9 protein-coding genes and 1 pseudogene are annotated in these 15,436 nt (G+C 34.9%); 4 read left to right on the forward strand and 6 right to left on the reverse strand.

What is annotated here, in order from left to right:
• Nucleotides 1-4 precede the first annotated feature (4 nt).
• Both THESIDRAFT1_RS04420 and THESIDRAFT1_RS04425 read right to left on the reverse strand, forming a co-directional pair.
• Nucleotides 5-1,342, reverse strand: a complete 1,338-nt coding sequence (locus tag THESIDRAFT1_RS04420; protein ID WP_006569642.1) for a restriction endonuclease subunit S — start codon at nt 1,340-1,342, stop codon at nt 5-7.
• The gene (locus THESIDRAFT1_RS04425) at nt 1,317-2,912 is read right to left on the reverse strand and encodes a type I restriction-modification system subunit M (RefSeq protein ID WP_006569643.1); all 1,596 of its coding nucleotides are present in this window, start codon (nt 2,910-2,912) and stop codon (nt 1,317-1,319) included. Before THESIDRAFT1_RS04425 ends, THESIDRAFT1_RS04420 begins: the two co-directional genes overlap by 26 nt.
• Nucleotides 2,913-3,104: 192 nt before the next feature.
• Here THESIDRAFT1_RS04425 and THESIDRAFT1_RS04430 point away from each other — a divergent pair, with 192 nt between their 5' ends.
• On the forward strand, nt 3,105-4,508 hold the full coding sequence (locus THESIDRAFT1_RS04430) for an ISLre2 family transposase (protein ID WP_006569644.1): 1,404 nt from the start codon (nt 3,105-3,107) through the stop codon (nt 4,506-4,508).
• A 273-nt stretch (nt 4,509-4,781) separates the two neighbouring features.
• Here THESIDRAFT1_RS04430 and THESIDRAFT1_RS04435 read toward each other — a convergent pair.
• Both THESIDRAFT1_RS04435 and THESIDRAFT1_RS04440 read right to left on the reverse strand, forming a co-directional pair.
• Nucleotides 4,782-5,997: pseudogene (locus THESIDRAFT1_RS04435) on the reverse strand (IS256 family transposase).
• 258 nt (nt 5,998-6,255) lie between these two features.
• Nucleotides 6,256-6,936, reverse strand: coding sequence for an RES domain-containing protein (locus THESIDRAFT1_RS04440; RefSeq protein WP_039929162.1), 681 nt, complete (start codon nt 6,934-6,936; stop codon nt 6,256-6,258).
• A 790-nt stretch (nt 6,937-7,726) separates the two neighbouring features.
• On the opposite strand from THESIDRAFT1_RS04440, the gene THESIDRAFT1_RS13830 reads away from it, so the two are divergent.
• The 3 genes from THESIDRAFT1_RS13830 (at nt 7,727) to THESIDRAFT1_RS13840 (ending at nt 8,935) form a co-directional block, all read left to right on the forward strand.
• Nucleotides 7,727-8,323, forward strand: a complete 597-nt coding sequence (locus tag THESIDRAFT1_RS13830; protein WP_244262751.1) for a DDE transposase family protein — start codon at nt 7,727-7,729, stop codon at nt 8,321-8,323.
• 48 nt (nt 8,324-8,371) lie between these two features.
• Entirely contained in the window at nt 8,372-8,509 is a 138-nt protein-coding gene (locus tag THESIDRAFT1_RS13835; protein ID WP_244262752.1) for a hypothetical protein, read from the forward strand.
• Between the two features lie 63 nt (nt 8,510-8,572).
• Complete coding sequence (locus THESIDRAFT1_RS13840) at nt 8,573-8,935, forward strand: hypothetical protein (RefSeq protein WP_006569646.1); 363 nt, start codon at nt 8,573-8,575, stop codon at nt 8,933-8,935.
• Nucleotides 8,936-9,444: 509 nt separating this feature from the next.
• Here the strand turns inward: THESIDRAFT1_RS13840 and THESIDRAFT1_RS04455 are convergent.
• Complete coding sequence (locus THESIDRAFT1_RS04455) at nt 9,445-9,774, reverse strand: DUF3775 domain-containing protein (protein WP_006569647.1); 330 nt, start codon at nt 9,772-9,774, stop codon at nt 9,445-9,447.
• Between the two features lie 615 nt (nt 9,775-10,389).
• Nucleotides 10,390-15,435, reverse strand: coding sequence for a PKD domain-containing protein (locus THESIDRAFT1_RS04460; protein WP_006569648.1), 5,046 nt, complete (start codon nt 15,433-15,435; stop codon nt 10,390-10,392).
• Between the last annotated feature and the right edge of the window lies 1 nt (nt 15,436).

The following is a 15,436-nucleotide window of genomic DNA, read 5'->3' on the forward strand; positions in this document are numbered from 1 at the left end:
AAGGTTATTCCTCCTTTATTTCGTGAAAGATAATGTCCTTAACACGGAGCTTTCCTGTCATTAAATGATGCAAGAGGGCCTGGAATAAGGTTTCTAAAGCCTGCTTTTTGGCTTTTTCCGCCTGAATCTTTTGGTCTACTACTTGGAGAATGCGAACAATGGCCTGTTGGTTGTGGAGAGGAGGGAGGAGAATTGAAATGTTCAGTAAATCACGGCGCGTTATGCCCTTAATGGTTGTACCTCGTGTGCGATTCTTTATTTGTTGCTGCAAACAAGTGGACTTGAACAGATATACCAAAAACAGAGGTTCTATCTTTTCTTTATTTAGAATTAAAGCAGTAAGATCTTGGTTAATTGCTATATCAAAAGTTGCCACAACAGCCTTACCAACTCCAACGCGAGTTCCCACTATTACCGATTCTCTCGGAGCAATTTTTGATGACGAGTTAGCCAGGCCCAAGTTAGTAATAGCCCGCTGATGCCTCGAAAGAAGAACTTCATCTTCGCTAATTATTGCACTCGTAGTCCAGGGGATAGTTCCGTCCCAATATTCTCTAACGTTTGTAGGTGGCGTTCCCCCGCTAAAGCTTTCTTGGATTACCTCCCCCAGCTTCACCACTTCCCAATGTCCCGGCACCAACCCAATTTCTGTTTCTTTTAATTGTACCTTATCAACCTCATCAACAGACACAGGACCATAAGTAAACAAATAGCGCATTAGGCTCTTTTTTAGTTCCTGCATTGCCTTGATAACTTTTTCTGTGGCTTCCTTGGCGCGTTGTACTGTTTGGAGAATGTTTGCAATAGTTTGTTGTTCGGAGAGAGGAGGGAGGGGAATAAAGAAGTCTGACAAATCTCTGAAGGCTAAACTTCTTCTTACACTACCTCGTGACATTGAAATTCTTTTAATTTCATCTAAATACTGGGGACTTTTCAAAAGTCTATATAAAAAAATAGGATAAAGATAATGCGGCTCTGAAATTTTAAAAACAATATAGGCAGGGCTCACTAGCCCCACTTCCTTGTCGAATAGGGCAAGAGAACCTACATTCACTCTATAAGGATTATAAGCAAAATATCCTGAGCGAACGATTTTATAAGTGCTAAGGTTTTTGCTATACACTTGCTTATCAAAAAAAACATCTGATAAGACAAATCCATGAATGTTTGAAATCGTAAATACTGGATACTTAAAATTTGATCTGTTTCTTTCTTTTACTTCTTCTATTACCTCGCCCAACCTTACCACTTCCCACTCCTCAGGAAGTGGCCCCAATTCTGTCATCTTAAAACCTTCTGGCAGGTCAGAAACTGTATCATTTATATGCTTCGCTTTCGCCACTTATTAACCCTCCTAACCCCAGAGCCTTTAATACTTCTTCCAGTTCTCGGTCAGCATTAGAACATTCTTCCTCCGCTTCTTGCAACTGAACTATAGTTTCTTCTAACGGTAAAACTTCTTCTGTACCATTTTGAGAAACATATCTACTTGGAGAAAGGTTATAATCATTTCGAGCAGCTTCTTCATTGGTAATAATAGCCGAAAGCCCTTCTTCTGCAGTCCAGTTATGATAAATAGTGACAATCTTTTCTATATGTTCATCTGTCAGGTAATTTTTTGGACGACCTTTGGAATACAACTTTGAAGCATTAATGAGTAGAATTTCTCCAGGATGACGTTTATTTTTGTTAATTACTAAGATAATACCAGGAGCACTTGTATTGTAGAAAAGATTTTCTGGTAACAATATAACACTTTCAATCCGGTCTTTTTCAACGAAAACTTTGCGTATATCCCGTTCACGGTTTGAACCTTGATTACCACTGCCCCTACTTACTGCACCAGTATCTAATACAACAGCCATTTTCCCTTTTTCGTTTAAAGAAGCATACATGTGCTGAATCCAACCCCAATCAGCACTGGACGATGGTGGAATACCAAAATTAAATCTATTATAAGGGTCATGTTCATAAACTTCAGTGGAAAACTTCTGGTTCCACATTGGATTAGCAGTAACAAGGTCAAACTGCATAAGACTGCTATCACTCTTGGTGAAAGCAGGTCTTCGCATGGTATCTCCTAAAGCAATTTCTGAATCCATTTCGTGAATAAAAGCATTCATTTTAGCCATAGCAAATGTGGTTGGATTAATTTCTTGCCCATAAAGCCTCAATGGTGCAAAATGGGTTGGTAATTTTAAACGGCCGTTTTGTCTTTCACCATAAACTTCTAAAAGTCTCAGATGACATTTAATGAGTAAGCCCCCTGAACCACAGCAGGGGTCATAAACTGTCATGCCAGGTTGTGGTTCAAGAATACGCGCCATCAATATTGCTACTTCTTTAGGAGTGTAAAATTCGCCTGCACTTTGCCCTTGCCCCTCAGCAAACTTTCTTAGCAAATACTCGTAAGCTCGTCCTAAGATATCCGGTTCAACATCATTGATTCCCAAACGGTATTTACTCAGAACTTGTATTAAATCAGCTAATGGGCCATCATCAATTATACGCTGTCCTGCAGCAGTGGCATTAAAATCTACTACATCTATAACACCCTGAAGTTTTGGGTTTTCTCTTGCCACTGCCCTCACTACATCAGTAAGATACTGGCCAATGCCAGTGGTTTTCTTGCGTATTTCTTCCCATCGAGCCTCTGGTGGTAGATAAAACCGCACTAACGGTTGTCCACGACGATGAGCTTCTTCTACTAGTTTCCATGCTATTTCAATGTCCCCAAATTCTTCTGCAAGATGGTTTATCTCATCTTCAAATACATCCGATAGACGTTTAAGAAAGATAAGAGGTAATATGTAATCTTTAAACTTTGGTGCATCTACAGGACCACGTATTTTGCATGCTGCCTCCCACAGCCAATTTTCAAGAGTACTTAAGTCTAACATATTTTTCTCCATATGTAACCTCCTAAATGCTTTTAAGATCTCATTGCTATATTTAGATTATATCATAAAAATTGTTGTCAAGTTGTGGTGTTAGTATCATAGTGTAAAATTATCGTAGGATTTTTTGAGTGAAAAAAAACAAGAGACAACCCCTGTGATAAAATAGAACTTGGAAACAAAACATCACAGAAAGGGGTGTCTCTTGTGAAAAAACATATCTTTGAGGATATTATACTACAAAATGCTCTAAATTTCACTAGAGAAGTGATAGAAATTTTTAGCGATTTATTAAATAAAGGAATGAATATTACAGAGCTTGCAGCAAGGATAAAGGAACTCACGGACAAACTAGGTAGAGAGGCAATAGAAGCAATTATTGAAGAGTTAGATAGGATAATAAAAGAAGATAAGAGAAGGAAAGAAAAATGGGTAGTAGAGAGGAAAGATAAAAAGAGGTTAACGACAATTCTTGGGGATATTGAATATGAGAGGACATATTACAAATCTAAAGAGGATGGAAGATATACATATTTGGTGGATGATGCATTAGAGATAGGACGGCACGATAGGATAGAAAAGGGAGTAAAAATAAAGTTAGTAGAAAACGCGATAGAAGAATCATATGAGAGAAGTAGTAAAAAAGCATGTCCAGAGGAGTTAAGTAAACAGACGGTATTAAACGCAATAAGGGAAATAGGAGAAGTAGAAGTAAAGAGAGAAATAAAAGAGAAGAAAGAAGTAAGGGTATTATACATAGAGGCAGATGAAGACCATGTACCTTTACAAGAGGGTAGAGATGAAACACCACGATTGGTGTACATACATGAAGGGAGAGAAGAGAAAAACGGAAGGAACGTACTGAAAAATGTGTATTACAAGGCATACGTAGGAGAGAAAGCTGAAGACATATGGATAGATGTAGCAAATTACATAGAAGAAAATTACAAGGAAGAGAAGATAGAGAAGATATACATAGCAGGAGATGGAGCACCGTGGATAAAAGAGGGATTAGAATGGATAGTAAAATCAAGGTTTGTGTTAGACAGATATCATTTAAACAAATACGTATTAAAAGCTACATCAAAAGAGCCAAAGTATAGGGATAAGATATGGAGAGCAATAAATGAAGGGGATAAAGAGGGAGTGAAGAAGGTATTTGATGAGCTAATAAAGGCAGCAGAGGAAGAGAGAGAGAAAGAGAAGATAAAAGAAGCAAGGAAATACATACTAAACAATTGGGAAGGGATAAAAATATACAACGAAGACAAAGATGTAATAGGGTGCAGTGCAGAAGGGCATATAAGCCATGTATTTTCAGCCAGATTGAGCAGGAATCCATTAGGGTGGAGCAGAGAAGGATTAAAACTAATGGCGAAATTAAGGGTATTTAGCAAGAATGGAGGAGACTTAAGAGAAGTAGAATGGGGCAAGAAAAAGAATATAAATGCAGGAAGTTACAAATTAACGAAGAAGCAAATAAAAGAAGCGGTAAGGAGAGTTAAAACGTCTACAAATGAAAAAATAAACAATATTACGGTTTTGAATATAGGGAAAGTAACGCCAATATATAGGGTTTTAAGAGCATTAAAATATGCACAAGTTATATAAAAAGCATGATAAGTTGAAGGCTGAAATTAACTAAGGGGAGTGAAAAATATTTTGTGTATTTAGATTAATTATATCCTCTTTCTCAGTAAGAATCAGTTAACATTTTTATCTGTTCTATCTTTAGTATAACCTTCTTTCTATATCTTATGCATGAAAGTGAATAATTTTGGTTAAAATATTTAATTAGGGATATTGTAAGCTTTTTCTCTAGAACCTTTGAAGACCTAGGGATTCAAAGGTTCTAGAGAAAAAATTTTTTCGGGCTTCGCCCACCTATAGGTATTTTTCAAGTCTTCCAGGATACATTATAATTAATTGGTTTAATACTATATCCCAGTTTTTATACCTCACTGTCCATTTCTTTAATACATTCATTGTTACTAAGTATAGCATTTTTTCTAATGCTTCATCAGATGGAAATATTGTTTTTGATTTTGTAACTTTCCTTAACTGCCTGTGGAATCCTTCAATTATGTTTGTTGTATACATTATTTTCCTTACTTCTTCAGGGAATTTGTAAAATGGACTTAATACATCCCAGTTATTCTCCCAACTCTTTATGGCATAAGGATATAGATTCTGCCATTTGTTTTTAATTTCTCAAATTCATCCCTTGCTATTTCTTCATTAGCTGCTTGATATACTGCTTTAAAATCTTTACTGAATTCTTTAAGGTGTTTATATGACACATATTTGAAGCAGTTCCTTAATTGATGTATTATACATCTTTGTATCTCTGATTTTGGAAATGCTGCTTGTATTGCTTCTTTTATCCCTGTTAATCCATCTACAGAAAATACTAAAACATCTTCTACTCCTCTGTTCTTTAGCTCATTTAATACTCCAAGCCAGAATCTTGAACTCTCATTTTCTCCAATCCAAATCCCTAATACATCTTTTATGCCTTCTATCGTTACCCCTAATACTACATAAGCTGCTCTATTGATAATATGAGCGTCTGTTCTTACTTTGTAATGTATGGCATCCATAAATATGAAAGTGTATATCTTTTCTAATGGCCTTGATTGCCATTCTTTTATTTCTGGTACTATTCTTTCGGTTATTTTACTTACCATTTCTGCGGATAGTTCTATTCCATACAGGTCTTTTATCTGGTCATGAATATCTCTTGTTGACATCCCTCTTGCATATAGAGCTATTACTTTTTCTTCAATTCCTGATATGTCTCTTTTGTATTTTGGAACTATTTTGGGTTCAAATTCTCCTTGTCTGTCTCTTGGAATATCAATTTCCATCTCACCAAATTGAGTTTTTACCGTCTTTTGAGTATAGCCATTTCTTGAATTTTGAGTATCTTTGTCTTTTTTGTCATATCTTTCGTAGCCAAGTTCTGTTGAAAGTTCTGCTTCAAGCATTTCTTGAATAGTATCTTTAAAAAGGTTTTTAATGATGTGTAAAGGTCTGGAATAGATTGAATATTGTTTTCACTAATGAAATTTCTTAATTGTTCTTTTGTCAATAGTGACATTTTTAAAACCTCCTTCTTGGTTTTGTATATATTCTAATTCTTACCAAGAAAGAGGTTTTTAATCAGTTTACACAAAATTTTTTACAGTCTCTAACTAAGTTTCAGGGGTTGTCTTAAAAAAATCCTACAGTATCTTGACACTATCTGTTAGTATATTATTGTAGACACTTTAACTCGAACAGGATAAAATAAAAATATAAAGAAAAGAATTGAAACTTGGAGTATGTTACACTTAATCAATATCTTTATATTCTATATTTACTTTTTTATTTTTACGTGTTTAATACTAACAAACTCAAATTTTGAATCATCAAAAAATACATAATTTTTACCATCTTCTTTAAGAGAACTATCAAAAACAAATCCATCAAAAGACTTATTCTTTATATATTCTACAATATATTGAATTGGTATATATCCTAATGTTTCTTGAGAATTTAAAGGTTTTGATATTTCTTTTAATATTATCTTTAATAGACAGCGTTCTTCTTCACTTAAAGCAAGCTCTTTGATTGGATTACTTTCAGGTATATTAATCATATTTAAATAACATATTTTCAAATCTAAAGGATTTTTAATCTTAAATTTTCCAATTGTTACAATTTCGTCTATTTCCGGTTTAATTTCATATATGGCTGTAGTAGGATCACCTGCTACATAAAAATATGATATTCCTCTTGGATTACATCTTTGATCACCAATAGGTACTTTTTTAGGGTCTGGCTTTCTAATATCTTCTTCTTTGTCAAATTTTCCTATTCTGGCACGATAGAAATCTCCTCTAGTCAAAAAACGTCCACTAGCCATTTCAGACAATTTTGATAGAGTATCGTTTAATTTCTTAATCAATTCCTTGTTACTAGGGAAAAAACGATTATTATACATTATTTCTTCTTTAAAACTTTTCCATAACTTTGAAGCACTTTCATATTCATTCATAATAATTTCTCCTATCATAATAATATGATTTGCAATTAGTCAAAAATTAACTTTCAAATTTGTCTGTTAATAAAAATAACAAAAAGTTTTGAACTTTAGTTTGTATAGAAAATTTTCAATTTAATTAATATGAGGACTTATGATTTTGATAAGTCCTCATATTAAAAAGAGATGATTACATTACTATACATAACATCTCCCTTTTATTATAACATATTTTTCCCAAAATAAGTGATTATAAAATTGATTATATAAATGGTGACTAATAGGGTTTAAAAATAATGTAAGGGTTAATAATTAAATTATCTAGGAGATGATTTGGGATGAAAAAAATAAAAAAATTCGATATGATGATATATTTTCTTTTATATTAATTTGGCTTCAAATTATTGCTGCATTAATTCAGATTTTTAAATTATTCTACGGTAATTAAAAAATAAAGCTTCTTGTCAATAGTTGGGGTAGGTATTCTTTCTGAATGCCTGCCTTTTAACTTCAAATTGAAATTAAAATAATTATTATAATTTTATAACAAAATATCAAAACCAAAAAGAAGGGTGGGTGTTTAGTTACCTTCTATTGGATAGTAAACCATTAGTTCATTTACTGCAGAAGTTTCGCAGCTAAAAAAATAAATAGGGCATAGCTCCTTGATATGTCAAGGTTTAGATGAATAATAATTGAAATATGTAAATTCCGATTTTTACTAGAAAAAATTTAGTGTTTAAAAATAAAAACATCCTTTCTATAATGAATTTTGTAACAAACCCAATAGAAAGGATGTTTTGAGATGAACAAGCGCTATTTAAAACAAATGCTCACCTACTTCTCTAGGGTATACCATCTTGGAGAAAAAGTCAAGGGGTTAAAAGATGGAAGAATAAATCCTCAAATTGAAACTTCAACTATTTCATTTATAGTTCTGTTCACATTTATTTGTAGACTTAAAAGTTTTAATAGACTCGAACATTGGTTGGAAAAAGGAAGATTTAAAAATTTATTTCCAAAGGGAACAAGATTGCCCCATATTGACGCCGTTAGGCGTTCTTTAAGTAGTTTTGATATAAACGGTTTGAATGGTATGCATGATCATATAATAAAAACTATATTCAAAAATAAGGTATTTAGAAACGGTACAATTGATGGTATAAAGGTTGCCGCTATTAATGGAGTCGAGATATTTGAAAGTACTAAAAAGAGCTGTGAAAAATGCCTTACCCGTGTTGATAAGCAAGGAATAACTCATTACTTCCACAGAGCAGTTGTTTGTGCAACTGTGGGTTCTGATCCCCATACTGTATTGGGTTATAAAATGTTAGAACCTAAAAAAGATTGTTCTGATAAAGATGAAGGTGAAATTACCGGAGGTAAAAGACTCATTAGATAGCTTTATGAAAAATATCATCACTTTGCAGATGTTATAGTTGCAGATGCTTTGTATTGCAAAACATCATGGATTAAAGAAGTCCTTGCAATTGGAATGGATGCAGTTGTTAGAGTAAAAGATGAAAGGCTTCATATTGTTAAAGACGCATTAGGATTATTTAAAAAGCGAGAGGCTAATAAAAAATAGATCGTAGATGAGGAAAAGAAAAGCAAAATTATAGTTAGTGCATGGGATGAGGATGGATTTGAAATGACGGGTATGGAAAAGAAAGTAAGATTTATAAGATTTGTAGAGGAGATTTATGAAGGCAATGATAAAAAAGAATCAAAAGAGGTATGGATTGTAACTACGAACAGAAACATTGAAAATAATGTATTTCACCAATTGAAAACAGAGTGTCATTTTGACCATTGCTATTTGCATAGTCCTACGGGCATAGAGGCTATAGTTGGATTCATGATGATAGCCTTTAACTTAACCCAATTATACTTTTTTAGAAACATTCGGGGATTCAGAGAAAAAAGGCTTTTGCAGATAAATATAATAGAAGATCTGAAAGATGAAATGTTGATAATTATGAATTGGATTAATCCAATTTTTAACACTGCATAGTCGATAATAAAATTGGAAATATTGCTTTTCATTATGATGGGGAGGGGGAAGGTGTATCTATATACACGGCCTACGGCCTTTTCAAATTCCAAAATTTCAACAAAATGGAATACGTCTAATTTCCTATCAAGAAAAAAGTTTTATTGGAAATTAGATGCGAAATCTCTGCATACTCCTGTGTTTGGTTTATCTTTTTTTTAAAGTGTGTTAAAATAAATATAATTCCCTTAAAGGGAGGTTGCTCAATGTTAACCAAAATATTGGGCATGCCCCTTGCCGTAAAGGAACCTATTTCACGGCGCTCCCGGGGCAGGAATTAAAAAAATAAATAGGGAGGTATGTTAGCTGACAGGGGGTAGGCTAACAAAGAAACGCAAAGTAATGTAAAGCAAGAAGGGTTCCTTCCCCCATTTTGTTTATGTATAAAAATAGTCTTGGCAGTATGCTCTATTTAATATTCAATATTCTCATACCATTTTTTAAATACTCATCTAATGGCATTTTACTTATCATTTGCTCAATTTCAATCTCTTTCGTTGACCACCCTTGGCACCACTGAGAAATAGCCAATGATTAATATATCTTTCTACTGGTGATTCTCCTTTTTTATAATCTTTATCTCTTCCCAAATACATAATTGTTTGTATTGTTTTTATGGTCTCAAAGTCTAAATTATTTAAAAAGTCTCTTAATTTCTTTTCTTTATCCGATTCATCTAAAAGACTTTGCAACTCAAAATCTTTTAGATTTTTTGTTTTTTCTTTAGCTTCTTCAGCCATTCGACGTTTTTCAGCTAATTTAATTACTTCCACTAAAATATTTTTTATGTTATAAGACATCCAATTCATCCCCTTTTTTATTGTAATATAGGCTTGTGCACAATTTGAAATCCTTCATTTAAGCCACGTTTATGATATTCTTTTTGTCATTACCTTTAAAATCCTTCATTTTTTATATAATATTTCCTCTTTATACTTATTATTCTGTATAACTTCTCAAAATCCTTCTTTTTTTGCAAAAAGTAAAGACGGCCTATACACTTTTTTCAGATTGTCTAATGTCTTAACAATCTGCCTGTAATCCTTCGTTTTCCATAATAAATTTCCTTAATTCTTTCATCCTCAAAAGGTACCAGAACCATATACGGGGTTCCATAACCTTCCTTTTTGATGTTTATATATGCAATTTTCCATTCAATAGGCATCATGACTATCTTTAACACTAATAAATTCAGCACCAAAATATACTATTACACATTATTCTAGTTCAAAATCCTATTTCCTTTTCTTTATCAATAATTTCCTTATATAAAAATAAGGAAATTTCTTAACAACGAAAGCCTCTCCTATTTTAAGCCTTTTTATTTCATCAGGAAATATAAAAATATCATGAAATTTGTGCTTATAAAAAATTATGCCCTGTATAGAGTAACTGCTCTATACAGGGCCTTCATATCAAAATTTAGGACCAATGATTTGTGATTTTGAATTATCATATATTGTGCCCTTCACTCTGACGGTAATAGTATCTACAGCTGTTTTTATTCCTCCACCTGCCAGCTGCTTATAAGCCGTAAACACTATCTTGTAAGTACCGTCAGGCATATTTTGGGGAATAATTACTACAACATCTCTTCCTTCTTCCTTGGTATGTTTAGTATGCCATGTCATCACATCCTGCGGTGGAGTGGTTAAAGGTATATCAGATACTAAAGTAGTCACATTGGAAGAAGTAAATTCATTTTTCGGGTACCACATTTTTGCTTCTACACGGTAGGCCTTTCCTTCAGTTCGGGCATAGAGAATCATCGCTTCTCCTGCTTTGTATGTGGTCTTGTTTGAACTTCCGATAACAATAAGCTTTCCTTGAACTTGTACTGTAACTGTGTAAGGATCTGACCACATCGGTGTGAGGTTTGGATTTCTGCCTGTTGGGTCATCCAATACTCTCAGCTGTATCTTGTATGTTCCATCATCTCCAAGTCCCATTTCCTCAAAAGTAGGCTTCCATTGATTTATTGTTACCCATGTCCCATCAGGCTTCTGCACTTTCCACTCTCTTGCCACAATCGGGTCACCGTCGGGGTCATAGCTCTGGTCTGTTATCGTAAATGGCTCATCAGCTACTACTGGATTAGGACTTATTGTAAATTTAGCTACAGGTTTATTATTTTCAGGTATTATCGTTACTGTTTGTGTATACGGCTCTGACCAAAGTGGTGTCCCAACACGAGGATTATCCCTAACCTTAAGCTCTATTGTATATGTTCCAATTCCTAATGAAGGTATATTGTTAGGTACAGTGCTGCCGTAGTTTATCCATGTCCCATCGGGTTTCTGCACTCTCCACTGCCGTTCTGCAATGGGATCTCCATTAGGGTCATAGCTTTGATCAACTATTGTGATTGTCTTGTTTACAACCTGAACAACAGGATTTACAGTAAACTGTGCAACAGGCGGTAAATTTATATTCTGCGTCGTTATTGTCTGTACTTTTGGCTCACTCCATGCTCCTTCTAGATCCTGTACCCTAAGGTACACTAGATAAGTTTTTCCTACAGGGAATGTCCCTGACATTTTTCCATCATGCCATGTTGTTTCATTGACTTCTTTCCACTTCCACTCCCAGGCCTGTATACCTTTGTTAGGCAGTGACATATGGTCTGGGTCATAGCTTTGGTCTGTAATTGAGACAATGTAGTTTGAGCCGCTTGAGGTCATAGTCACAGCGAACTGTGCAATAGGCCTTCTGTGAACATAGATGTACATAGTGCTCAAAGGCTTATAGCTCCACAGCCTGTAGTTGTCAAATCTATCATCATCTTTTGGATTATCTCTTGCCTCATACTCCACTTCATATTTCCCAACCTTATCAAAGACAGTTATAGGAGCATCTATATATTTTCCATTAAAGCTTGCGAGTCCTAAACTGTTTTCAAAGTAATTCGGGTCATGCAAGTACATCCATCTTTCCTGGTATTTTGGGTCATTTTCTGGGTCATTGTAGTAAGTTTTTATCTCAATTGGTTCGCCTAATATAACATATTTTTCAATTATCCTTTGCTGGTTTTCTAAGTCTTTTGCAATATACTCTGCAATAGCAGTCAGTTGGTTGCTTATGCTGTTATCAATAACTTTAAATCCGCCATTTGTAACTAAATTTATAAGCCCGTCTGCTTGTGATGCAGGAAATGTTGTCTGCCCTGCAATTACTAATTTTGAAGATAATTGATTTATTGCATTTGCAAACTTTGTTTTTGCATTATTATCGTTGTAATCCAAGAAAGATAGGTCATTAAAAACTAGTACATATTTTCCAGCATTTAAATTATTAAAAACAACATTTAAGAGGCTATCTCCAAGCATATCAAGTTTTGCTTCTGTCGGTCTTTCTATACCCAGCAGTGTAGTAATACTTCTCTGTTGATTGGATGCAACACTCTGTGAGTGCCACCACAAACTTATTGCCGTATCACCCGTCTGATATGTTTGTCCAACGTAATAACTGCTGCTGAAATGTGCTCTGCCGTCATCGTAAGGGAAGTCGGTTTTCATGCTGCCGCTCCATGTTTCCATTCGCCAGTCTGTAGGAGGAGTAATTACTGGATTATCTTTCAATATCCCTACTGCTCTAACCTGATATGTGTCATTGTAAATCTCAAATCCCTTATTCGTTACTTTTATTGGAGAACCATCATTACCTGCTACGCAAGTATCATAGTATACCTTAAATCCTATGTTCTTTTGTACAGTAGTTTTATTCGTCGCAACAAAATTTATGAGCACATATTTATCGTCATAGATTGTGTATATTACCTTTATCTCTACTCCATTTATTGTACCGTAATTAACTACTATTTTGCCATTTTCTGTAGTAATTGACGTGGGTGTGTAATTATACAGGTTATACAAATTCCCATCAATTTTCACTACAAGTGCTGACGTAGTTGATACGTCTCCTCTATAAAGCAAGTACTGATTATCATCAGAAGTAATGCCCGGAAAACCTTCCACAGTGGTAATCCCGAATCTCCCTGCAGTATCTACAGTAGCTTTAATTACATAGCTTGATACAGTATATCTGCTGCCATCAAAACTCGTATTTCCTCCATAAGTTCCTGTCCCAAAGTCACTGTCTATCACTTTTGCATCAATGTTTTTGCTGTTTAAAAGAGGTATCAGCAAATTATTTATTCCATCTTCCAGCTGTTTTACCCTTGCATCATAATTGTTCAATTTACCAACCCTTATAACCAACTCTGCTTTTTTCTTTTCATACATTTCAAAATCCACAACAGGCTGTAAGTTTATCACTTCACATATTTTATCCTTCATCGGCTTATTTGAAGTATCGCTGGTTTTATAATCCGAAGGAGATATAAACTCTGGTATGGTTTCTTCTCCAAAATCTTCTTTAACTGAAAGTTCAAATAAATACTTTCCTACATCTTTTGTATAGAGTACTGGGTGAGTATTATTGCCACTGTCCAAAGTTATCCACTGCTCATCATCAAAACTGCCGTTGTTGTTGCTGTCATACTTATATTTCCATATTCTCTGCACTATTTTATCACCATCTGGAGAATAAGAAGCATCTATAAGCTCTATTTTGGCCATATTGCCGTTTGAAGGGTCCCTCAAAGCAGTGGTCATTACAAAGAAATCTGCAACAGGAGGTAAATCTTCTACAACAGTTAATGTCCTTTCATACCAGTCAGAATAATTTCCTGCACTATTTTTTACCCTTACTCTTACTCTGTAATCTCCTGCTTTCTTAAAAAGGACCGTTCTTGTTTTCATATCTGTAGAAGGCACTATCTTTATATCATCCTGTGTCAAGCCGCTGCTTACAGGTGTTATCTCCCACTCTGTTGCATCCCATACCATTGGATACTTCGGTGATGTATAGCTGCCTGACGCATCTAAAACTACTTTTCTATTTTCTTTCAGAGCACCCGTGTAGTCAAAAAATGCTTTAGGTACTGCAGGTTTTACTTCTATAGTTTTTTGTGCCGTATCTGTTAACCCATCATTATCTGTTACCGTTAGCCTTACTGTGTATGTTCCTACTTTGTCAAAGTATACCGTACCGCTTTCACCTGAAAGAGTACCTACTACACCACTTGAAGGAGAAATGCTCCAGCTGTAGTTGACAATATTTCCATCAGCGTCATAGCTTCCAGAGCTTATATACACATCATCACCCTGAATCACTTCTGAAGGAGCATTTATAACTGCAACAGGAGGTACAGGTTCTGGTGCAGGAGGTGGTGTCGGCTCTGGAGTAGGTACATCTTCATACTGTCCTATTACTTTTGTCGTCTCTGCCTCTGAAGTTTTATTTATGCTTGCATCCCATACTCTTACCTTTGCCCAGACCTTATCGCCGGGCTTTGCATTAACAATAAGCTTTGTATATTTTGCTTGAGAAAGAGAAGTCAAATTCTGCACAGCCACACCGTCTGAACCTAATAGATCTACTCCATTCACCTGCAACCAAAATCTTGCCGAATAAGGACCTGTTCCGCTTGACACAGAAGATGTCGCATCTATTGTTGCATTCACATCTCCTGTTGTTCCTGCTTTGAGAGATGGCGGGTCTAAAATAAGATTTATCTTTGCCTGTATGCTTCCGGGAGGAGGCGGTGGTGTAGGTGCAGCACTTACTGTGAAGGTATAGTCCTTCCTTGTAAGTCTGTCTACTGCATCTTTCACATATAGAGTTATAGTATGCTGTCCTGCGGAGAATTTCCTCGTAATAGTTTCAGTAAAACCTTGTTTATTAAACAATGTCTTAGCACTAATTACTCTTTGTCCATCTATATCCACTGTATATACAATTTTATCTTGAAGCCCTAAAGCATTTTTTAAATCGGTGTTCCAAAAATTAAAGAAGGAGGTACCCGAAACTGTAATTTTTACGTCATCACTTTCTCTTGGATTTGTTGGTGAAATAGATATATTTGCAGAAGGAGGTCTTGTTGTAGCAACATATACCTCACCATTACCGGCTTTTTCATCCAATACTTTATATCCTGTTACATGGGCACCGGAAAGTTCAGCCAAATAACGTATATACACACGGTCTGAACCTGATATGCTCAATCTAATTTGACTTAAATAAGAATTCACAAAAGTAGGGTTACCGCCAAATACATTTATCCATTGAGAAACAGTGCTGTATTTAATAAAATTGTACTGCTCTGCTTTACTGCCTGTGTAAATATGCTTTATTACCTTGTCATACCCAGCAAGTGTACCGTCAACATATACACTCCATTTACCGGAATAGAGTTTTTTGTCGTTAGATTTTTTAGGAATCGGATTAGGAACCAGATTTGGAGAATCAGTTGGGTTTAATGTTACAGGACTATCAATACTTAAATTTAAATCTCCTACATCGTCGATTACCGCTGCATAGGCATTTTCCAACTTGGGAATGTATATTAACCCTGCCAGAAATGTAATAAGAACAACTACAGAAACAATTCTTTTGAACAAA

Origin of the sequence: Thermoanaerobacter siderophilus SR4 (genome assembly GCF_000262445.1) — a bacterium.
Classification (GTDB): Bacteria; Bacillota; Thermoanaerobacteria; order Thermoanaerobacterales; family Thermoanaerobacteraceae; genus Thermoanaerobacter; species Thermoanaerobacter ethanolicus.

What these genes read in the sequence shown, in the direction of transcription:
- THESIDRAFT1_RS04425 (WP_006569643.1), bottom strand. Translation starts at nt 2,912, where the DNA reads ATGGAGAAAAATATGTTAGACTTAAGTACTCTTGAAAATTGGCTGTGG.
- THESIDRAFT1_RS04440 (WP_039929162.1), bottom strand. Translation starts at nt 6,936, where the DNA reads ATGAATGAATATGAAAGTGCTTCAAAGTTATGGAAAAGTTTTAAAGAA.
- THESIDRAFT1_RS13830 (WP_244262751.1), top strand. Translation starts at nt 7,727, where the DNA reads ATGAACAAGCGCTATTTAAAACAAATGCTCACCTACTTCTCTAGGGTA.
- THESIDRAFT1_RS13840 (WP_006569646.1), top strand. Translation starts at nt 8,573, where the DNA reads ATGACGGGTATGGAAAAGAAAGTAAGATTTATAAGATTTGTAGAGGAG.
- THESIDRAFT1_RS04455 (WP_006569647.1), bottom strand. Translation starts at nt 9,774, where the DNA reads ATGTCTTATAACATAAAAAATATTTTAGTGGAAGTAATTAAATTAGCT.